This is a genomic window from Streptomyces sp. CA-278952, assembly GCF_028747205.1.
In the GTDB taxonomy this organism is placed as follows: domain Bacteria; phylum Actinomycetota; class Actinomycetes; order Streptomycetales; family Streptomycetaceae; genus Streptomyces.
The window spans coordinates 7,758,986-7,778,554 of sequence record NZ_CP112880.1; the positions used below are offsets into that span (position 1 = coordinate 7,758,986).

The 19,569-nt window shown below is 72.5% G+C and carries 15 protein-coding genes and 1 pseudogene; 13 read left to right on the forward strand and 3 right to left on the reverse strand.

The features are described from left to right. The first annotated feature begins 186 nt into the window (after positions 1–186). The 4 genes from N7925_RS33980 to N7925_RS33995 all read left to right on the forward strand — a co-directional run bounded on the left by N7925_RS33980 (position 187) and on the right by N7925_RS33995 (position 7,036). Entirely contained in the window at positions 187–4,476 is a 4,290-nt protein-coding gene (locus tag N7925_RS33980; RefSeq protein WP_274346152.1) for a discoidin domain-containing protein, read from the forward strand. A gap of 124 nt (positions 4,477–4,600) precedes the next feature. Continuing rightward, positions 4,601–5,608, forward strand: a complete 1,008-nt coding sequence (locus tag N7925_RS33985; RefSeq protein ID WP_265603354.1) for a LacI family DNA-binding transcriptional regulator — start codon at positions 4,601–4,603, stop codon at positions 5,606–5,608. A 44-nt stretch (positions 5,609–5,652) separates the two neighbouring features. Beyond that, positions 5,653–5,970: a cupin gene (locus N7925_RS33990; RefSeq protein WP_274346153.1), complete on the forward strand. Its 318-nt coding sequence runs from the start codon at positions 5,653–5,655 to the stop codon at positions 5,968–5,970. Between the two features lie 142 nt (positions 5,971–6,112). Next, positions 6,113–7,036 carry a YihY/virulence factor BrkB family protein gene (locus tag N7925_RS33995; RefSeq protein ID WP_274346154.1) on the forward strand — a complete coding sequence of 308 codons (924 nt, stop codon included), beginning with the start codon at positions 6,113–6,115 and terminating at the stop codon, positions 7,034–7,036. Here the strand turns inward: N7925_RS33995 and N7925_RS34000 are convergent. Beyond that, on the reverse strand, positions 7,014–8,024 hold the full coding sequence (locus tag N7925_RS34000; protein WP_274346155.1) for a zinc-binding dehydrogenase: 1,011 nt from the start codon (positions 8,022–8,024) through the stop codon (positions 7,014–7,016). The genes N7925_RS33995 and N7925_RS34000 overlap by 23 nt on opposite strands. A gap of 59 nt (positions 8,025–8,083) precedes the next feature. On the opposite strand from N7925_RS34000, the pseudogene N7925_RS34005 reads away from it, so the two are divergent. Continuing rightward, positions 8,084–8,548: pseudogene (locus N7925_RS34005) on the forward strand (TetR-like C-terminal domain-containing protein); the annotation flags it as partial. Between the two features lie 70 nt (positions 8,549–8,618). On the opposite strand, the gene N7925_RS34010 reads toward N7925_RS34005, so the two are convergent. Beyond that, positions 8,619–9,467 (reverse strand): M12 family metallo-peptidase, encoded by an 849-nt coding sequence (locus tag N7925_RS34010; RefSeq protein ID WP_274346157.1) that lies wholly within the window; start codon positions 9,465–9,467, stop codon positions 8,619–8,621. 226 nt (positions 9,468–9,693) lie between these two features. On the opposite strand from N7925_RS34010, the gene N7925_RS34015 reads away from it, so the two are divergent. Beyond that, complete coding sequence (locus N7925_RS34015; protein ID WP_265603359.1) at positions 9,694–10,566, forward strand: ABC transporter substrate-binding protein; 873 nt, start codon at positions 9,694–9,696, stop codon at positions 10,564–10,566. A 52-nt stretch (positions 10,567–10,618) separates the two neighbouring features. Here the strand turns inward: N7925_RS34015 and N7925_RS34020 are convergent, their stop codons facing one another. After that, the gene (locus N7925_RS34020; protein ID WP_265603360.1) at positions 10,619–11,044 is read right to left on the reverse strand and encodes a nuclear transport factor 2 family protein; all 426 of its coding nucleotides are present in this window, start codon (positions 11,042–11,044) and stop codon (positions 10,619–10,621) included. 153 nt (positions 11,045–11,197) lie between these two features. Between N7925_RS34020 and N7925_RS34025 the strand changes: the two genes are divergently transcribed. The 7 genes from N7925_RS34025 (at position 11,198) to N7925_RS34055 (ending at position 19,498) form a co-directional block, all read left to right on the forward strand. Then, entirely contained in the window at positions 11,198–11,770 is a 573-nt protein-coding gene (locus N7925_RS34025; RefSeq protein WP_265603361.1) for a PadR family transcriptional regulator, read from the forward strand. A 111-nt stretch (positions 11,771–11,881) separates the two neighbouring features. Then, positions 11,882–12,559, forward strand: coding sequence for a winged helix-turn-helix domain-containing protein (locus N7925_RS34030; RefSeq protein ID WP_274346158.1), 678 nt, complete (start codon positions 11,882–11,884; stop codon positions 12,557–12,559). Next, on the forward strand, positions 12,556–14,025 hold the full coding sequence (locus tag N7925_RS34035) for an MFS transporter (RefSeq protein WP_274346159.1): 1,470 nt from the start codon (positions 12,556–12,558) through the stop codon (positions 14,023–14,025). The genes N7925_RS34030 and N7925_RS34035 overlap by 4 nt, the downstream gene beginning before the upstream one ends. Then, positions 14,009–14,941, forward strand: a complete 933-nt coding sequence (locus N7925_RS34040; protein WP_274346160.1) for a carbohydrate kinase family protein — start codon at positions 14,009–14,011, stop codon at positions 14,939–14,941. The genes N7925_RS34035 and N7925_RS34040 overlap by 17 nt, the downstream gene beginning before the upstream one ends. A gap of 181 nt (positions 14,942–15,122) precedes the next feature. After that, on the forward strand, positions 15,123–16,157 hold the full coding sequence (locus N7925_RS34045) for a beta-ketoacyl-ACP synthase 3 (RefSeq protein ID WP_274346161.1): 1,035 nt from the start codon (positions 15,123–15,125) through the stop codon (positions 16,155–16,157). Continuing rightward, the gene (locus N7925_RS34050; RefSeq protein ID WP_265603366.1) at positions 16,141–17,397 is read left to right on the forward strand and encodes a beta-ketoacyl-[acyl-carrier-protein] synthase family protein; all 1,257 of its coding nucleotides are present in this window, start codon (positions 16,141–16,143) and stop codon (positions 17,395–17,397) included. Before N7925_RS34045 ends, N7925_RS34050 begins: the two co-directional genes overlap by 17 nt. Positions 17,398–17,470: 73 nt before the next feature. Further along, the gene (locus N7925_RS34055) at positions 17,471–19,498 is read left to right on the forward strand and encodes an acyl-CoA dehydrogenase family protein (RefSeq protein WP_274346162.1); all 2,028 of its coding nucleotides are present in this window, start codon (positions 17,471–17,473) and stop codon (positions 19,496–19,498) included. Positions 19,499–19,569 lie beyond the last annotated feature (71 nt).

The window sequence follows — 19,569 nt, forward strand, 5'->3', positions numbered from 1 at the left end:
GATCCGCTCCCCGGCCCGGCCGCCCCGCCGTTGCCGGAACGGTGGACGGTCTCTCATTTCTCTGCAACTCTCTGACGACACAACGCAAAACAGGCCGCAGCGCATGCAGAAACTCGTGTTCCCTGGCTGCGGTCACAGAGCCGCGCCCTCGACGCGTTCTGCGCCGAGGCCGAAGATCGGGGAGCTATGAGAGCCCAACGCTGGAGATGGCGGGCGATATCCGCCTTGGTCACGACCAGTCTTCTGATGATCGGCATACCGTCGCTCGCCGCCGCGGCGGCCGACGGCCCCAACCTCGCCGCGGGCCGGGCCGCGGCCGCGAGCAGTGCCCACGCCGAGTACGGCGCGTCCCACATCACCGACGGCAACCGGTCCACGTACTGGGAGAGCGCGGGAGGCGGACTGCCCCAGTGGGTCCAGGCGGACCTGGGCGCGGGCAGCCGCGTCGACGAGGTGAAGCTGACCCTGCCGGCGGGCTGGGAGACCCGCACCCAGACGCTGTCCCTCCAGGGCAGCGCGGACGGCACCAGCTTCGCCACGCTGAAGAACTCCGCGACGTACACCTTCGCCCCGGGGGCGGCGAACGAGGTCACCATCGCGTTCCCGGCCACGCTGACGCGCTTCGTACGCGTCGACATCACCGCCAACACCGGCTGGCCGGCCGCGCAGCTCTCCGAGCTGGAGGTCCGGGGCGCCGGTGACTCGTCGGCCGACCTCGCCGCGGGCAAGACCCTCACCGCGAGCAGCGGCAGCGGGTCCCGGGCTCCGGCCAACGCCAACGACGGCAACCGGGAAAGCTACTGGGCCGGCGGCGACGACCAGTTCCCGCAGTGGATCCAGGCGGACCTGGGCGGATCGCTCGGTGTGGACCGGGTGGTCCTGCGACTGCCCGACGGCTGGGCCGCGCGCAGCCAGACGCTCAAGCTCCAGGGCAGCGCGAACGGTACGGACTTCACCGACCTCACCGCGTCCCAGGCATACCGCTTCGAAGCGGCGGGGGGACAGTCGGCGACGATCACCTTCGACGCCACGACCACCCGGTACGTCCGCGTCCTGTTCACCGCCAACAGCGGTGCATCGGCAGCCCAGTTGGCCGAACTGGAGATCTACGGTCCCACCACCGGCGACACACAGGCCCCGACCGCACCGGCCGGTCTGGCGTTCACCGAGCCCGCCACCGGGCAGATCCGGCTGACGTGGAAGGCCTCCACGGACGACAAGGGCGTCACCGGCTACGACGTCTACGCGAACAACACCCTGCTGACCAGCGTCGCGGGCGACGTCACCACCTACACCGACACCCGGCCCGCCGGGCAGGACGTCAGCTACTTCGTCCGCGCCAAGGACGCGGCGGGCAACGTCTCGGCCAACAGCGGCACCGTGACCCGCGGCGGCGACGCCGGTGACACCCAGGCGCCCACCGCCCCCACCGCCCTGGCGTACACCGAACCGTCCAGCGGCTCGGTGAAGCTGACGTGGGGAGCGTCCACCGACAACAAGGGCGTGAGCGGCTACGACGTCTACGCCAACAACGTGCTGCGCGGCAGCGTCGCCGGCGATGTGCTGACGTACACCGACACCCAGCCGGCGTCCTCCACGGTCAGTTACGTCGTACGGGCCAAGGACGCGGCGGGCAACGTCTCCGGCGACAGCAACACCGTGACCCGCAACGGGCAGGGCGGCTCCGCCTCCAACCTCGCCGTGAACAAGCCGGTCACCGCCTCCTCCGTGATCCACACCTACGTCGCGGAGAACGCCAACGACAACAGCACCTCCACCTACTGGGAGGGCGCGGGCGGCAGTTACCCGAACACCCTCACCGTGAAGCTCGGCTCCAACGCCGACACCGAGAACGTCGTCGTCAAGCTCAACCCCGACAACAGCTGGGGGCCGCGCACCCAGCGCATCGAGGTCCTCGGCCGGGAGCAGAGTTCCTCGTCCTTCAACTCCCTCTCGGCCGCCAAGGATTACGCCTTCAGTCCGTCGTCCGGCAACACGGTGACCATCCCGGTCTCCGCACGCGTCGCGGACGTCCAGCTGAGGTTCACCGCCAACAGCGGCTCCGGAGCCGGGCAGGTCGCGGAGTTCCAGGTCCTGGGCGCTCCGGCGGCCAACCCGGACCTCCAGGTCACCGGCGTCACCGCCGCACCCGCCGTACCGGTCGAGACGGACGAGGTCACCCTGACCGCGACCGTCCGCAATGCCGGCGCGCTCGCCGCCCCGGCGAGCAAGGTCGAACTGCGCCTCGGCGGCACCAAGGTCGCCACCGCCTCCGTCGGCGCACTGGCGGCGGGCGCCTCCACCCAGGTCGACGCCTCCATCGGGGCCCGGAGCGCGGGCAGTTACATCCTGAGCGCCGTCGCCGATCCGGCAGGCGAGGTCATCGAGCAGAACGAGACCAACAACAGCCACACCAGCGCCTCCCCGCTGGTCGTGAAGCCGGTCTCCAGCTCCGATCTGGTGGCCTCGGCGGTCACCACCTCACCCTCGGCCGCGTCCGAAGGCGAGACGGTCACCTTCTCCGTCGCGCTGAAGAACCAGGGCACGGTGGCCTCGGCCGCCGGCGCCCACGGCATCACCCTGACGCTCGTCGACAGCAAGGGCGCCACGGTGAAGACGCTCGCCGGCAGCCACACCGGGGCCATCGCACCGGGAGCCACCACCGGGCCGGTCGCCCTCGGCTCCTGGACCGCAGCCAACGGCTCGTACACCGTGCGGACCGTGATCGCGGCCGACGCCAACGAACTCCCGGTCAAGCGCGAGAACAACACCGCCACCCAGGCGCTCTTCGTCGGACGCGGCGCCGACATGCCGTACGCCATGTACGAGGCGGAGGACGGTACGGCCGGCGGCGGTGCGAAGGTCGTCGGCCCGAACCGGACGGTCGGCGACATCGCGGGCGAGGCCTCGGGACGCAAGGCCGTCACCCTCGACCGGACCGGCGACTACGTCGAGTTCGCCACCCGGGCTGCCACCAACACCCTGGTCACCAGGTTCTCCATCCCCGACGCCCCGGGCGGCGGCGGCATCGACTCCACCCTGAACGTCTACGTGGACGGCGTCTTCCTCAAGGCGATCGACCTCACCTCCACGTACGCCTGGCTGTACGGGAACGAGGCCGCTCCCGGCAACTCCCCGGGCTCCGGAGCGCCCCGTCACATCTACGACGAGGCGAACATGATGCTGGGCAAGACCGTCCCGGCGGGGTCCAGGATCCGGCTCCAGAAGGACAGCGCCAACACCACCACGTACGCGATCGACTTCATCAACCTGGAGCAGGTCGCCCCGGTCGCCAACCCGAACCCCGCCGCGTACACTGTGCCGGCCGGATTCACCCACCAGGACGTCCAGAACGCCCTGGACAAGGTCCGCATGGACACCACGGGCACCCTCGTGGGCGTCTACCTCCCGGCGGGGCAGTACAGCACGGCCAGCAAGTTCCAGGTCTACGGCAAGGCCGTCAAGGTGGTCGGCGCGGGTCCCTGGTACACCCGCTTCAACGCCCCTTCCACCCAGGACAACACCGATATCGGCTTCCGGGCCGAGGCCAGTGCCAAGGGGTCCTCGTTCGCGAACTTCGCGTACTTCGGCAACTACACGTCCCGGATCGACGGACCGGGCAAGGTGTTCGACTTCTCCAATGTGTCGGACATCGTGATCGACAACATCTGGAACGAGCACATGGTGTGCCTCTACTGGGGCGCCAACACCGACAGCGTGACCATCAGGAACTCCCGGATCCGCAATATGTTCGCCGACGGCGTCAACATGACCAACGGGTCCACCGACAACCTGGTGACCAACAACGAGGCACGGGCCACCGGCGACGACAGCTTCGCGCTCTTCTCGGCGATCGACGCCGGGGGAGCGGACATGAAGAACAACGTCTACGAGAACCTGACCTCGATCCTCACCTGGCGCGCGGCGGGCGTCGCCGTCTACGGCGGTTACGACAACACCTTCCGCAACATCCACATCGCCGACACCCTGGTGTACTCCGGGATCACGGTCAGCTCACTCGACTTCGGCTACCCGATGAACGGGTTCGGGACCGTACCCACGACGATCGAGAACGTCTCGATCGTGCGCGCGGGCGGTCATTTCTGGGGATCACAGACCTTCCCCGGCATCTGGCTGTTCTCGGCGTCCAAGGTGTTCCAGGGCATCCGCATCACCAACGTGGACATCGTCGATCCCACCTACAGCGGGATCATGTTCCAGACGAACTACGTCGGCGGACAGCCCCAGTTCCCGATCAAGGACACCGTGCTCACCGACGTCTCCATCTCGGGTGCGCGCAAGAGCGGTGACGCCTTCGACGCCAAGTCCGGGTATGGGCTGTGGGCCAACGAGATGCCGGAGGCCGGGCAGGGGCCCGCCGTCGGCGAGGTCACCTTCAACGGCCTGAAGCTCAGCGACAACGCCCAGGACGTCAGGAACACCACCTCCACCTTCAAGATCATCACCAACCCGTAGCCCGGGGGAGAGGCCCCGATCGCCGGCAAGGGGGCGCTTCCCGATGGCAGGGGAGCGTCCCTTTTGCATGCAATCCTTGCATTGATAAGTCAATTGTTTGCGCTGCTTACGCTAGTCTTGCGGCATGACGCGACGACTTGCTCAGGTTGCCAAGAAGGTTGGGGTCAGCGAGGCCACGGTGAGCCGAGTGCTCAACGGCAAGCCCGGGGTGTCCCGGACCACCCGGCAGTCCGTGCTGACCGCCCTGGACGTCCTCGGTTACGAGCGGCCCACCCAACTGCGGGGCGAGCGCGCCCGGCTCGTCGGCCTCGTCCTGCCCGAACTGCAGAACCCGATCTTCCCCGCCTTCGCCGAGGTGATCGGCGGCGCCCTCGCCCAGCAGGGACTGACCCCCGTGCTGTGCACCCAGACCAAGGGCGGAGTCTCCGAAGCGGACTACGTGGACCTCCTGCTCCAGCAGCAGGTCTCCGGGGTGGTCTTCGCCGGCGGTCTGTTCGCACAGGCCGACGAGGCCCATGAGCACTACCACCGGCTCGCCGAGCGCCGCATCCCCGTCGTGCTGATCAACGCCCCCATAGAAGGACTGGACTTCCCCTGCGTCTCCTGCGACGACGCCGTCGCGATCGAGCGCGCCTGGCGCCACCTGGCCTCCCTCGGCCACGAGCGCATCGGCGTGGTGATGGGCCCCTCCGACCATGTGCCCTCCCGCCGCAAGCTCGCGGCCGCCCGGTCCGTCGCGGCGGCCACCGGCGGGGAGCTGGCCGAGGAGTACGTCGAGCGCTCGATGTTCTCCCTGGAAGGCGGGCAGGCCGCGGCCTCCCGGCTGCTGGAGCGCGGAGTCACCGGCATCATCTGCGCCAGCGATCCGCTGGCGCTCGGCGCGGTGCGGGCGGCCCGCAGGCGCGGCCTCGGGGTTCCGTCGGAGGTCTCGGTCGTCGGCTACGACGACTCGGCGTTCATGAACTGCACCGAACCCCCGCTCACCACGATCCGCCAGCCCATCGAGGCCATGGGCCGGGCCGCCGTCGAACTGCTCTGCGCGGGTATCCAGGGCGGGTCGGTCCCCCCGGACGAGCTGCTGTTCGAGCCGGAGCTGGTGGTACGGGGCTCCACCGCGAAGGCGCCCCGCTGATCCCGCGGATCGCGGCGCTGTCCCGGCTGCGGCACAGTGGGCACATGGACGACCTCAACGCACTCGCCGAGGAACACCTGACCGCCGCCCGCGCCTCCGCGCACGGCCGCAGCGCCCACCTCCTGCTCCAGCAGCCCCCCTTGCGGCAGACGGTGATCGCCCTCACCGAGGGGACGGCGCTCGACGAGCACAACGCGCCGCCCGCGGCCTCGCTCCTCGTGCTGCGCGGCAGCGTCCGTCTCACCGCCGCCTCCGGGGACGTCGAGCTGCCGTCCGGGATCCTGCACCCGATCCCGCAGGAACGGCACGGGCTGCTGGCGCTCCAGGACGCGGTGGTCCTGCTCACGGCCGTCAACGACTGATCCGTCCGGGGGCGCGGTCCGGCCGGGGTGGGGTGTGCTTCGGCCGCGACGTGGCAGGAGAGGATCGAGCGGAGTCACCCCGTCCGGAAACGGACAGGTCACGCCGCCCACCGCGTCCCGCCCACGTCCCCGGAGTACCAGCTTGTCCACCCAGACCGCGTCCGCCGCGGAAAGCACCGCCCCCGCCGCCCTGCCCCGCCGCTGGGGCACCGCCCTGCGCCGCACACCGGTCTCGCTGTGGAACGACGACGTCACCGACTGGGCCGCCGCCCTGACGTACTACGCCATCCTCGCCCTGCTCCCGGCGCTCCTGGTCACCGTCTCCGTGATCGGGCTGGCCAACCCCGGCGCGACCGGCGCCCTGATCGCCGACATCACCGCGTTCGCCCCGGCCGAGTCCGGCGAGGCGCTGCGCAGGCCGTTGGAGGCGGCGACCGAACAGCGCTCCGCCGTCTGGCTGCTCGTCGCCACCGGGTCCGTGAGCGCCGTGTGGTCCGCGTGCAGCTACCTCGCGGTCTTCCGCCGGGCGATGCACGCCATGCACGGCGTCCGGGACACGCGCCCGCCCCTGCGGCAGGCGCACATCATCCTCGTCTCCGCGTTCGGCCTGCTCCTCCTGCTGATGACCAGCGCCTTCGCCATCGTCATGACCGGCCCGGTGGCCCGCTGGCTGGGCCGCCTCATCGGCCTGCCGCACGAGGGGGAGACCCTGTGGGCGGCGCTGAAGTGGCCGCTGCTGGTCTTCCTCGTGGCCTGCCTGATCATGGTCCTCTTCAGTACGGGTCCCCGCTCCGCGCGCGGTGTCCGCCGGGGTCTGCCCGGCGGGATCCTCGCCGCGTTCTGCTGGCTCGCCGCGTCGGCGCTGTTCGCTCTCTACGCGAACCAGGTCGGCAGCTACAGCAGGCTGTACGGGTCGCTCGCCGGGCTCGTCGTCTTCCTCATCTGGGTATGGTTCGCCAACCTCTCACTGCTGGCCGGAGCTCAGTTCAACGTGGAGCTGCGGCGGCCCGAGCCGGAGGCCGGCGCCCACGGCGGGGAGCCCGTCACGGCCGCAGAACGATCCTGACCGGGTCGCCCTCCTTGGTCTCCATCCGCCGCACGGCCGCCGCCGCGTCGTCCAGGGGCAGGACGTCGGTGATCGACCGGGAGAAGTCCAGCCGGCCGCCCTCGGTGAGCCGGACGAGCTGCTCGACATGGTGTCCCTCCGAGCCGTAGTGGCCCAGGATGCGGTGCTGGAGGTAGCTGAACAGGGTGGGGCGGGCGACGGTCAGCGGCTGGTCGGTCAACCCCACCAGCACCAGCCGTCCCTTCGGGGCCAGCGTCGTCAGCGCCTGTTCGCGGGCCGCGGGGACCCCGGCGAAGTCGAACGCCGCCTCCAGGCCCACGCCGCCCGTCGCCCCGAGCACCTTCTCGCGGAACAGCGGATCGGCGGGGTCCAGCGCCAGGTCGGCCCCGAACTCCAGGGCCCGCCGCCGGGCCGCCGGAGCCGGGTCCACCGCGACGACCGGATGCGCGCCCACCGCCCGCAGTAACTGCACGGCGTGCGCGCCGAGCCCGCCCGCGCCCCAGACGCCCACGGCCTCCGCCGCCCGGACGTCGCCGGTGGCGGTCACCGCCGCCCAGGGCGTCGAGACCGCGTCCGGGATGATCGCGGCCTGCTCGAAGGGGAGGGCGTCGGGAAGGGCGACGAGGGTAGACGCGGTGGCGAGGGCGTACTCGGCCCAGCCGCCGTCGTAGTCGACGCCGCGGGTGTGCGTCCGGCCCCGGCGCTGCTCGCCCGCCTGGAGCACCACCCTCGTGCCGGGCGACCAGCCGGTGACGTCCGGACCCGGCTCCGCCACCGTCCCGGCCACCTCGTGGCCCAGGGTGACCGTGTCCCCCTCCAGGTACAGCGGGCTCAGCGTGCCGTCGACGAGGTGCACGTCGGAGAGGCAGACCCCCGCCGCCTCGATTTTCACCAGCACTTCGCCGGGACCGGGCACGGGCCGGTCCACCTCCTCCACGGCGAGAGTGCGGCTGGGCAGGTGCAGACGCGCGGCGCGCATGCGTTCCATGACGGGTCCTTACGGTGTTCGGATCGGCGGCCTATCGCAAGTCGCCTTGCTTTGAAACGGTGCACGAGACCTCCGTGTACCGGCGGTGGAAGACCCGCGAGAACCTGCTGCTGGACGCCCTCGGCTCGTACGCCGACGAGGCGCTGCCCGAGCCCGACACGGGGGACGTGCGCCAGGACCTGATCCAGCTGATGTCGGCGGTCTCGGACTATCTCGCCTCGCCCCGGGGCGCGGCCCTGCTCCACCTCGGCGCCTCCCCCGACGCGGGGTCCGTCGAGGCGGAACGCCTGCCGTACTGGGACGCCCGGCTGGAACGGGGCGAGGACATCGTGCGGCGCGGTGTCGAGCGCGGCGAACTGGCCCCGGACACCGACGCCCGGCTGGTGGCGGAGACCCTGGCGGGACCGTTGTTCGCCCGGGTCCTGCTCACCGGGGCGCCGCTGGACAGGGGGCTCGCGCGCCGGATCGTGGACCTGACGCTCGACGGCGCGCGCCCCCGCGACGGGCGCGCCGCCAACGGCTGACGCCCCTTGGGCGGCGGTCACGGACCCGGCCTTGCCCGGGAGTGGCGTGAAGCCCCCAAGGGCTGCCGGGTCAGCGCTTGTCGCGGTATCCGGCGACGATCGGCATCGTCTCGCGCAGCACCCGTACACCGTCGTTGTCGGCGTCACCCAGCCGATGGCCCTTCCACGTCTCCGTCGCGCTGGAGAACCGGCTGATCCGCCGGCAGTGGTCCCCGCACGCCGAGCGGTACGCCATGATCGTGTAGTGATTGCCGTCCTCGGTGATCCAGCCGGTGTTGTACGGACGGTTGCGGCTCACGCTCATCGAACCGTCCGTGTTGCCCGCCAGGGTCGTGCGGTCGTGGGCGAGCCCCAGATTGTGGCCGATCTCGTGGCTCGCCGAATCCAGGCGGATGCCGTCGACCTCGACGACCGCGTAGGCGTACTCGTCCGTGGAGCCGTCGAGTACGGGCGTGTAGTCCGCGGTGCCGCCTCCCCGCTCCTCCCGGTCCACGACGAGCGTGACCAGATCGGCGCCGTACCGCGCCCGCTGCTCGTGCACCTGGCGTCCGAGCCCCGCCGAGTGGTCCTTGAGGGTGGAGTGCGCGGCGTGGAATTCCTCCGAGCCCTCGTAGCCGGACGCCGTGTACGGGTGGATGACGCGAACGGCACCGCAGAGCCCGCCCGCCGCCAGGGACCGGTTCATCCGCGTCGCGATCTCCTGGGCCGATGAGGAAACCCGATGCTCGCCGCCGGCCCGTTTCGCCGCCTTGGGTGTGAAGACGGCCAGCACGTCGACCACGGGACACACCGCCGCCCTCGCCGCTCCCGCCGCCGGACGTGTCGCGGCCCCTGCCGTGGCCGGGGCGTCCGCCGAGGCCGCACTGAGCGATGCGCCGACGCCGAGGGCCAGGGCTGCCTTCAAAAGGGTCGCGCGCATGGGGAGGTGACTCCGTCCGGAAGGGGGCCGGCCGGGAGAGCCGCCCGATGACTGAGGGTCTCTCATTTCTAACACTCCGTGACGAGGGTTGCCCGCCGTGCCCGAAACCGGTTGACGGCCGTTTGTTCCCTGGCCGGAGGGGTGTGGCAGCGGGGAGGTGGGCAGGTACACGTGTACGAACTCGCACGAATGGAACGGCAGTCGGCGGCAGAGGGGCGTGTGTGACGTGACGGAGCAGAGCGAATGGCGGTTCTCCGACGACCGGGGTCAGCAGTCGACGGCACCCAGGCCGCCCGGGCGGGTGCTGGCCTACGTCCAGGCCGGTGCCACCCTGTGGGACCTGGGAATCCGGCCGGTGGGGATCTTCGGCTCCGGCCACGACGGACCGGACCCCGACACGGCGAAGACCGGGACCCTGCCGCTGGGCGAGGTGGTGTACGCCGGTGCGGGAGCGGCCCTGGACGTCGAACGGCTGCTGAGCACCGGGCCGGACCTCGTGGTGGCCGTCAGTTACGGCGGCGGCCATGTCTACGGGCTGACCCCCGAGACGGCCAAGCCCTTGGAGGAGAGGGTTCCGGTGGTCGTCCTCGACGTCAGCCAGGCCCGTACGTTCGGTGAGATCGGCGAGCGGTTCGCCGAACTGGCCCGCTCGCTCGGCGCCACGGCCCGGCCGGGCGCCGACCGGGACCTGGACGCCGCCCGGGAGCGGCTGCGCTCCGTGGTCGCCGCCACGTCCGTCGAAGCGCCCCGGGTGCTCGCCCTCTCCCCGGCCGGCCCGGACCAGGCGCATGTCGCGCGCCCCAAGATGTGGCCCGAGCTGCGCGTGCTGACCGAACTGGGCGTCCAGGTCGTGGAGCCGGCCGAGGGCCCGGGGGCCAACTGGTCCACGCTCGGCCGCTCCGACACCTTCGCGCTGCGCCCCGAGGTGATCCTGACGGACATCCGCGCCCACGCGGCCCCGCTGGAGGAGCTGCGGGGGAGCGAGGGCGTGTCGACGCCCGTCGTCCCGTGGAACCCCGAGCCCCTCTACGGGCCCCGCGACCATGCCCGGTTCCTGGGCCTGGTCGCGGACGCCCTGGAGGCGGCGCGGGCGAGCTGAGCGAGAGCGCTGTCGCCGGGCGCTGTCACAGGGGCGCTGTTGCTGGGTGCTGTTACGGGGCGGGTACGAGGCCGTCGGCGACCAGGCCGGTGAGCACGGCCTCGCCCAGCGCCTGGACGGCGGACTGCGGGCGGACCATCACGGTGAACTCCTTGATGCGTCCGTCCTCGTCCAGGTGCAGCAGGTCGATGCCGTGGATCTCCCGGCCGCCGACCGTCGCCCGGAAGAGCAGGACCGCCGACGGGGCCTCGGCCCCGTCGGCGCTCGTCTGCGAGGCACCCGCGAACTCACCGACGTAGCGGAAGTCCTCGAAGGTGCGCAGCAGGACCCCGAAGAGGCCCAGGACCATCGGCCTGCCCTCGAACGGGGTGAACTTCACCGGGCTGTAGAGCCGGATGTCCTCGGTGAACAGATCATCGAGGGCGCCAAGGTCGCGGCGGTCGACGGCGGCGCGGAATCGCTCCACTGTGGTGGTCATGTGGTGTGTCCTCCTTGGTGAGGCGCGTCCTCACCGGGGCGCGCTGCATAGTCATCAAAGTGACTAGTCAGTTTCATGACTATCATGGAGGCCGGTGTTCCGGACAGGGGTGGGCGGGATGTGCCCGGCCGCGGTGGAGAGGGAGACGGTCCGATGGCGTTGCGCCACGCGGTGCTGGCGGCACTGCTCGACGAGGAACTGAGCGGCTACCAGGTGACGAAGGCGTTCGCGGCGGGCGTCGCGAACTTCTGGCACGCCCTGCCGCAGCAGGTCTACGCGGAGCTGGCCAGGCTGGAGAAGGAGGGTCTGGTCGCCGGGCGCGAGGTCGTCCAGGAGGCGCGTCCCAACAAGCGGCTGTTCCGCGTCACCGGCGAGGGGCTGGCCGAGCTGGAGAGCTTCGCGTCCGCCGCCGCCAAACCCTCGTTCCTGCGGGAGGATCTGCTGGTCCAGGTCCAGGCCGCCGACCACCTCGACACCGACGTGCTGATCGAGCGGCTCACCGAACGGTACGCGTTCGCCGAGGCCAAGGCCGCGCTGTTCGAGGAGCAGCTGCGCACGATGCGCGGGGAGCGCGGCGAGGCGGAGTTCCTGCTCCGCGGCGCACGGGTCGGCCCGTACCTCACCTGCCGACGGGGGCGGGACTTCGAACGGGCCAACCGTGACTGGTGCCGGGACGTGGTGGAGGTCCTCCGGGCGCGGCGGGAGGCCGGCGCCGCCGGGTCGTGACGGGCGCCGCTCCGGGACCCCGTCAGGTTTCCAAGGTCCCTGGCCAGGTTTCCAAAAAATATTCTGCAAAAATACTTTGGGAAAGTGCTCCTGTCGTCCTACGCTGATGTCATGGACAGCGAAGACGGTCGTCGCGTACTCGATCCGGCGCAGGAGGGGGCCGCCCTGAAGGCCCTCACCCACCCCCTGCGCCTCACCCTGCTCGGACTGCTGCGGCAGCACGGCCCGGCCACCGCCAGCGAGCTCGCGGCCAGGACGGGGGAGTCCTCGGCCTCCACCAGCTACCACCTGAGGGTGCTCGCCAAATACGCCTTCGTCACCGAGGCCGAACACCGTGACAGCCGGGAACGGCGCTGGAAATCCGTGCACACCATGACCTCGTGGAGCAACGAGGCGATGCACCGCAGCCCCGGCGGCAGCACGATCCTCAGCGTTCTGCACCGCCGCCAGATCGAGCACCTCCAGCGGTCCCTGGACCGCCACGAGGCGGACCTGGAGAGCGGCCGTCTGGGTGAGGAGTGGCAGGAGCCGTCGGGCGTCAGCGACTCGATGCCCCGGCTGACCCCCGAGTCTCTCGCCGAGTTGTGGGAGGCGATCCAGACGAAGACGGACGAACTGACCGCCCGTGATGCCGGGAACCCCCGGGCCGAGCAGGTCGTCCTCTTCACCGCCGGGCTGCCGCTGGCCCCGGAGCCGGTGGGCGGTCAGGAACAGGCGGACGCCCCCGCCGGACCCGATGCCCCGGACGCCGGAGCCCCGGACGTCCCCGCTGCCGGAGATGCCTCATGACCGGCGCGCCGGTCGTCGCCGTCCCCGCCCCGGGCAGTGGCGTCGACGAGGCGACCGCGCGCCGTCGGTTCGTCACGGTCTCCTTCCTCTTCTGGCTCCCCATCGGCATGTCCATCGCGACAGGAGTCCTCCTCTTCACCGAACGGGGCATGGGCCTCGCCGCCATCGCCGGCTTCTACGCGGTGCACTCCCTCACGGCCGCCGCGATGGAACTGCCCACCGGCGGCCTCTCCGACGTCATCGGACGGCGCCCCGTCCTGGCCATCGCCGGGCTGCTCAACCTGACCGCCTTCACCCTCATCGGCCTCGGTGCGGCGGGCTGGGCCATCGCTCTCGGCATGGGGCTGATGGGCCTGGCCCGCGCCCTGTCCAGCGGTCCCGCAGAGGCCTGGTACGTCGACACCGTCCACGCCCACGCGGGACCCGGCGCCGATCTGCGTACGGGGCTGGCGCGCGGCGGCTCCGCCACCTCGGCCGCCCTCGCGCTCGGCACCCTGCTCGGCGGCGGGCTCCCCTGGCTGCTCGGGCTCGCACCCGGCCTGGGGGAGTGGCTGGCCGACACGACCGGCGGGCTCGTGATCCTGCTCTCCGTGCCCGCCCTGCTCGGCGCGCTGGTCGAGGTCGTCTTCGTGCTCTACGTGCTGAGCGCCCTGACCGAACCGCCCCGGCCCCGGGCGGGTGTGCGAGGGGTCGTGGGCGGGGTGCCCGCCGCCATCGCCGCCGGGCTCCGGCTCGGCGCCCGGGACGCCCTGATCCGGCGCATCCTGCTGACCGCGAGCGCCGCGGGTGCCGCGCTCGCGGCCGTCGAACTGCTCACCCCCGGCCGGGCCGCCGCCCTCATGGGGACGGCCGAATCCGGGGCCCTGGTCTTCGCGGGGCTCGCCTGCGCCGGGTTCCTCTGCTCCGCCCTGGGAAGTCAACTCGCCCCGCTCGTCGCCCGGTTCGCCGGCAGCAGTGAGCGCGCGGTGCTCGTGAGCCTCGGGCTGGTGACGCTGGGGCTGACCCTGCTCGGCCTCACCGCGCACTCGATGAGCCCCCTCGCCATGGCGGCGGCCGTCACCGGCTACGGGCTGGTGTACCTGGGCCTGGGAGCCGCGGGCCCCAACGAGAACGACCTGCTGCACCGCCGGGTCGACGCCTCGGGTCGCGCCACCGCCCTCTCCATCCAGTCGCTCTCCCTGCAACTGGTCGCCGCCGGCGCGGGACTGGCCGCCGGTACCCTGCCGCCGGGCCCGCTGCCCTGGCTGCTGGCAGCCACGGCGGTGCTGGCCGGGGCCCTTCTCTGGCTCCGCCGGGCCGCCCCCGCGAAGCCGCTCCTCGGGCCGGCTCGGCTCGGCCACGACGAGCCTCCCCCGGAGAACACGCCCCCTTCGACGCCGGTGCCCGCCCCCGCGAGCGGCGGCACCGCCGGACAACTCCCCGATACGGCAACCCAGGAGACCCGCCCCCATGCCCGACCGCTTTGATCCGCTGGTCATCGGCGAATGCGTCGCCGACATCGTCCGGCTGCCGGAGGAGCCCGACCGGGTCCACCCGGGCGGCAGCCCCGCGAACGTCGCGTACGGCCTGGCTCGCCTCGGCCACGACACCACCCTCCTCACCCAGTTGGGACCGGACGCCCACGGGCGGCTCATCCGGGACCACCTGACCGCCGCCGGGGTCGAGGTCCGCACCGACGACGCCACCGGCCCCACCCCGTCGGCGGCCGTCACCCTCGACGACCACGGGCACGCCACGTACGCCTTCGAGGTGGGCTGGACCCTGGGCCCGGTCGTCCTCGACCGGGTGCCGCTCCATGTCCACACGGGTTCGATCGCGGCCGTCGTCGAGCCCGGGGCCGCGACGGTCCTGGCCGCAGTGGAGTCGCTGCGGGCCGGTGCCACCGTCAGCTACGACCCCAATGTGCGGACCGAGTTGATGGGCGAGCGCGCCCGGGCCCTGGCTCGCGTCGAGCGCTGCGTCGCGCTGAGCGACGTGGTGAAGGCCAGCGACGAGGACCTGACGTGGCTGTACCCGGACGAGCGCGCGGAGCAGGTGGCCGAGCGGTGGCTCGCGGCCGGCCCCGCGCTCGTCCTTGTCACCCGGGGCGGGGCGGGCGCGTTCGCCCTGTTCGCCGACGGCCGTGCCGTCGCCGAAGCGCTGCGGGTCGACGTCGTCGACACCGTCGGGGCGGGCGACGCGTTCATGTCGGGGACGCTCCACGCCCTCGCCGCGCACGGCCTCCTCGGCCCCGGCGCCCGTGACCGGCTGCACGCCATGGACCGGGACACCGTCACCGACGTCCTGCGCCACGCGGTCGCCTCCGCCGCCGTGACCGTCTCCCGGGCCGGGGCCAACCCGCCCGGCGCGGACGAGCTCCGCGAGGCGCTCGACAACACCTGACGCCACGTCATGACCCGTTCGGCGCAGTCGAACGCATCCTCGTGAGACGTTCCGCCGTTCGTCAACCGGATGCAGTACGACAACGGGATCGGGGCAACGGGTGGCGAGGCGACGGGTGGCCGACAGCGGTACGGAGCCGGGGACGCGGGCGGGCGTCTTAGGGGCCGGGGCGCGCACGGCGGTGCTGGAGAGCGTGGCGGGATGGGTGCCGGGGGAGCCGATCGGCAACGACCGGCTCCCCGCGGACTGGGACGTCGACGACGCCTGGGTCCGCCGCCGCACCGGCATCGGCAGCCGGCACCGCGCCGGACCGGGCGTCGCCACCGGGGACCTCGCCTACGAGGCGGCCTCCCGGCTGCTGGTCCGCGACCCGGCGGCGGGGGAGGTGGACGCGGTGGTCCTCGCCACCGCCACCCCCGACCACCTCTGTCCGGGCACCGCCCCCGCGCTGGCGGCCCGGCTCGGGCTCGGCACCGTACCGGCCCTGGACATCGCCGCCGTGTGCAGCGGCTTCGTCTACGGACTCGCCGTCTGCCACGGGCTGGTCGCCTCGGGCCTCTACGACCGGGTCCTGCTGGTCGGCGCCGACGCCTACTCGACCTGGCTCGACCCGGCCGACCGCTCGGCGGGCGTCGTCTTCGGCGACGGGGCGGGCGCCGCCCTGGTGGCGGCCGGGCGCCTGGGCGATCCCGGGGAACTGCTCGCGTTCGACCTGGGCAGCGACGGCACGGGCTACGACCTGATCACCGTCCCCGGCGGCGGGGCCCGCGCGCGGGCGAGCGGAAAGCCGCCGGCCCCGGACGACGGGTTCTTCCGCATGCAGGGCGGCACCGTCTACCAGCACGCCGTCGAGCGGATGACCGGCTCCTGCCGGACGCTCCTGGACCGGGTCGGCTGGGACCCGGCCGAGGTCGACCGGTTCGTGCCGCACCAGGCCAACGCCCGGATCCTGCACGCCGTCGCGGAGCGGGTCGGCATCGCCCCGCAGCGCTGCGTCACCCATGTGGAGCGGGTCGGCAACACCGGCGCCGCCTCCATCCCGCTGGCCCTGGCCGACGAGGCGGGCCGAGGTCGCCTCCGCTCCGGCGACCGGGTGCTGCTCACCGCCTTCGGGGGCGGACTGACCTGGGGTTCGGCGGCACTTCGCTGGCCGGGGGCCCCGGGGACCATTTCCACGGATTCTACGGAAGGAACACAGCATGTCGCTCCCCGCTGATCAGGGCACCGAGGCCGGAGCCGGCACCGCCATCGCGGTGACGGGGGTCGGCCTGGTGACACCCGCAGGGGCGGACGAGCACAGCTTCTGGGAGAGGCTGTGCTCCGGGCACTCCACCGCCCGGCGGTGCGAGGAACTGGCCGGTCTGCCGGTCGACTTCGCCTGCCCGGTGGACGGCATCGACCTGGACGAGGCAGTGGGCGGCCGGTCGGTGTGGCGGATGGCCCGGTTCGTGAAGCTGGCACTGGTGGCCGCCCGGCAGGCCGTCGCCGACGCGGGCCTCGACCCGGCACGGTGGGACGGCAGCCGGGTCGGGGTGGTCCTCGGCGTCGGCGTCGGCGGCGTCTCCGTCCTGGTGGACAACGCGGCCAAGCTGGCGGCCTCGGGCCCCGAGGCGGTCTCCCCGCTGCTCGTCCCGATGATGATCCCGAACGCGGCGGCGGGCGAGGTCGCCATCGCGCTGAAGGCGGGTGGCCCCAGCCTCGCCCCCGCCACCGCCTGCGCCTCCGGGGCCACCGCCGTCGCGGTCGCCCGCGACCTGCTGCTCGGCGGCAGCTGCGACGTGGTGGTGGCGGGCGGTGCGGAGTCGGTGCTGACCCCGCTGGTGGTCACCGCCTTCGCCCGGATGGGCGCGCTCTCCACCCGCACCGGCGACCCGGCCGGCGCGTCCCGCCCGTTCGCCGCCGACCGGGACGGTTTCGTCATCGGCGAGGGCGCCGCCATGCTCGTCCTGGAGCGCGAGAGTGCGGCCCGCGCCCGGGGCCGTCGTCCGCGTGCCCTGCTCACCGGGGCCGGGTCCAGCACGGACGCCCACCACCCCACCGCCCCGGCCCCCGACGGGTACGGCGCCCAGCGGGCGGTCCAGGCGGCGCTGGACCAGGCGGGCTGGGCCCCGTCCGACGTCGACCACATCAACGCCCACGGGACTTCCACACCCCTCAACGACGCCATGGAGACCGCCCTCATCTCCCGGCTCTTCCCGCACCGGCCGCCGGTGACCGCCCCCAAGGGGGTCGTCGGGCACACCCTGGCCGCGGCGGGCGCGATCGAGGCGGTGGCCACCGTCCTGACGCTGGAACGTTGCGCCATCCCGCCGATCGCCAACCTGGACGCGTTCCCCGACGCCTTCCCGCTCGACTGCGTGACGAAGGAGCCCCGTCAGCAACGGGTCGAGACGGCACTCAGCCACTCCTTCGGCTTCGGCGGCCACAACGTCGCCCTCGCCTTCCAACGCGCCTGATCCACAGGGGCATTTCGGGACGGCGAGGGTGTCCTCGCCGTTCCTTGATCGTTACTTTGTTGTGACCGTAATCATGAACGACGCGGCCCCGCCGTCCACGAACGACCTGCTCACCGCGGTGCTTTTCGGACCGAACTTCCTTCAGGAGCACGGGTTCTGGCGCCGGCTGCTCACAACGGAGCCGTTCCGCCGTCCCGGTGGTGGCACCCCCGACGAACGACTCGCCCTCTCCTACCACCGGCTGCGCATCCTCAACAACGCGCTCGACAGCGGCGCGAGACTGGCCGCCGACCCCCGGGCGCTGGCCGCCCTGCACGAGTGGCTCGGCCCCGTCGACCCGGCGCTGACCACCGTGGCGGGCATCCACTACAACCTCTTCCTCGGCAGCCTCCTCGACCACGACGCGGGCACACTCCGTGACTTGTCGGACTTCCTCGCCCTGCGGCGTGTGGGCACCTTCCTCTGTACGGAGGTGGCGCACGGCAACGACGCGGCGGCCATCGAGACGACCGCGACGTACGACCGGGAACGCGACGGCTTCGTGCTGCACACCCCGCACGCCGGGGCGCAGAAGTTCATGCCGAACACCAGCCCCGCCGGAGGCCCCAAGTCCGGTGTGGTCGCGGCCCGGCTGCTCGTCGACGGCGCCGACCACGGGGTCTTCCTCTTCCTCGTCCCGCTCACCGACGCCCATCGCGCCCTGCCCGGCGTCCGGGTGCGGCGGCTGCCCGCCCGGATGGGTTCCCCGGTCGACCACTGCCTGACCTCTTTCGACCGTCACTTCGTGCCGCGCGACGCGCTGCTCGCCGGACAGCAGGGACGGATCGGCGACGACGGGCGCTTCCACAGCGAAGTCCCGAACCGCAGAAGGCGGTTCCTCGCCTCCATCGGCCGGGTCACCCCCGGCAAGCTCTCCATGAGCGCCTGCGCGGTCGGCTCCGCCCGGGTCACCCTGGCCATCGCCGTCCGGTACGCCGGCCACCGGATGATCTCCGGATCACGCGCCGCGCGGCCGGTCCCGGTGTACGCGCACCGCACCCATCACGGGCCGCTGGCCGGAGCGATGGCGACCGTCTACGCGATGAGCCTGCTCCACCGCAGGGCCCTGGACCGCTGGGAGTCCGCCCCGGAGAGCGACCGGGACGAGGCGGAGCGCCTGGTGGCCGTCGCCAAGGGGTGGATCACCTGGCAGGCACGCACCGTCATCGTCGAGTGCCGCGAACGGTGCGGCGCCCAGGGGCTCCTGGAGAACAACGGCATGACCGAGCTGTTCACCGGCATCGAGGGCGCGATCACCGCCGAGGGCGACAACCTCGCCGTGCACGCCAAGGCCGCCGCCGAGATGCTGTTCAGCGCCACCGCCCCGGAACCGGCCCCGGACGGCCCGGGGGATACGGACGGCCCCGGCGACACGGACGACCCCGCCTTTCTCGGCAGGCTGTTCGCGGCGGTGGAGGACCTCTGGTTCGCCCGGGCCCGCGAGCGGATGGCCGCCGCCCCGCCCGGCGACCCGCTCGGCCGCTGGAACGCCGCCTCGTCGGCCGCGCTGCGCGGCGTCGAGGCGCACGCCTACCGGCAGGCGGACGAAGCGTACGCCGAGGCCGTCGCCGCCCTGCCCGAAGGTGCGGCGCGCGAACGGCTGTCCGAGCTGCGCAGGCTCTTCGCGCTCCGCTGGATCGCCCGCAACAGCGGCGCCCTGCTCGCGTCCGGACGGCTGACCGCCGATCAGGTCACTTTTCTCCCCGACGCGGTGGAGGAAGCCGTCGCCGTCGTGGCCGAACACACACCCGCCCTGGTGGAGTCCTTCGCGCTCCCCGAGCGCCTGATGTCGGACTGGCCGATCGCCGGACCCGGCTACGCGGACGTGTACGACGACCCCGAGGGGCCCTGGCACCGGGGCCGCAGGGCGGGAATCCGGGGCCGCGCGGCGGAGTTCCGGCAGCCCGTCTGTGGCAGCAGGCGGCGCCCGCTGCGCCAGAAGGTGGCGGCGCTCGGTACTCGCGGGGTCCTGCTGGCGTACTGGGGAACCACCTCCGTGCTCTCCCGATGGTTCGAGAAGCCGCAGGTGAGCGTAGACGAATCGGTTCGCCCGAAGGCGTAACCGGAAGATCGTCATCCAGTTACATCGGGCGGCGGGCCCTCGCGTTCACGCACCCGCCGCGCAGAACGAAA

What these genes read in the sequence shown, in the direction of transcription:
- N7925_RS34000 (WP_274346155.1), bottom strand. Translation starts at nt 8,024, where the DNA reads ATGGAACGCATGCGCGCCGCGCGTCTGCACCTGCCCAGCCGCACTCTC.
- N7925_RS34050 (WP_265603366.1), top strand. Translation starts at nt 16,141, where the DNA reads ATGTCGCTCCCCGCTGATCAGGGCACCGAGGCCGGAGCCGGCACCGCC.
- N7925_RS34030 (WP_274346158.1), top strand. Translation starts at nt 11,882, where the DNA reads ATGGACAGCGAAGACGGTCGTCGCGTACTCGATCCGGCGCAGGAGGGG.
- N7925_RS34025 (WP_265603361.1), top strand. Translation starts at nt 11,198, where the DNA reads ATGGCGTTGCGCCACGCGGTGCTGGCGGCACTGCTCGACGAGGAACTG.
- N7925_RS33980 (WP_274346152.1), top strand. Translation starts at nt 187, where the DNA reads ATGAGAGCCCAACGCTGGAGATGGCGGGCGATATCCGCCTTGGTCACG.
- N7925_RS34040 (WP_274346160.1), top strand. Translation starts at nt 14,009, where the DNA reads ATGCCCGACCGCTTTGATCCGCTGGTCATCGGCGAATGCGTCGCCGAC.
- N7925_RS34020 (WP_265603360.1), bottom strand. Translation starts at nt 11,044, where the DNA reads ATGACCACCACAGTGGAGCGATTCCGCGCCGCCGTCGACCGCCGCGAC.
- N7925_RS34055 (WP_274346162.1), top strand. Translation starts at nt 17,471, where the DNA reads ATGAACGACGCGGCCCCGCCGTCCACGAACGACCTGCTCACCGCGGTG.
- N7925_RS33990 (WP_274346153.1), top strand. Translation starts at nt 5,653, where the DNA reads ATGGACGACCTCAACGCACTCGCCGAGGAACACCTGACCGCCGCCCGC.
- N7925_RS34010 (WP_274346157.1), bottom strand. Translation starts at nt 9,467, where the DNA reads ATGCGCGCGACCCTTTTGAAGGCAGCCCTGGCCCTCGGCGTCGGCGCA.
- N7925_RS33985 (WP_265603354.1), top strand. Translation starts at nt 4,601, where the DNA reads ATGACGCGACGACTTGCTCAGGTTGCCAAGAAGGTTGGGGTCAGCGAG.
- N7925_RS34035 (WP_274346159.1), top strand. Translation starts at nt 12,556, where the DNA reads ATGACCGGCGCGCCGGTCGTCGCCGTCCCCGCCCCGGGCAGTGGCGTC.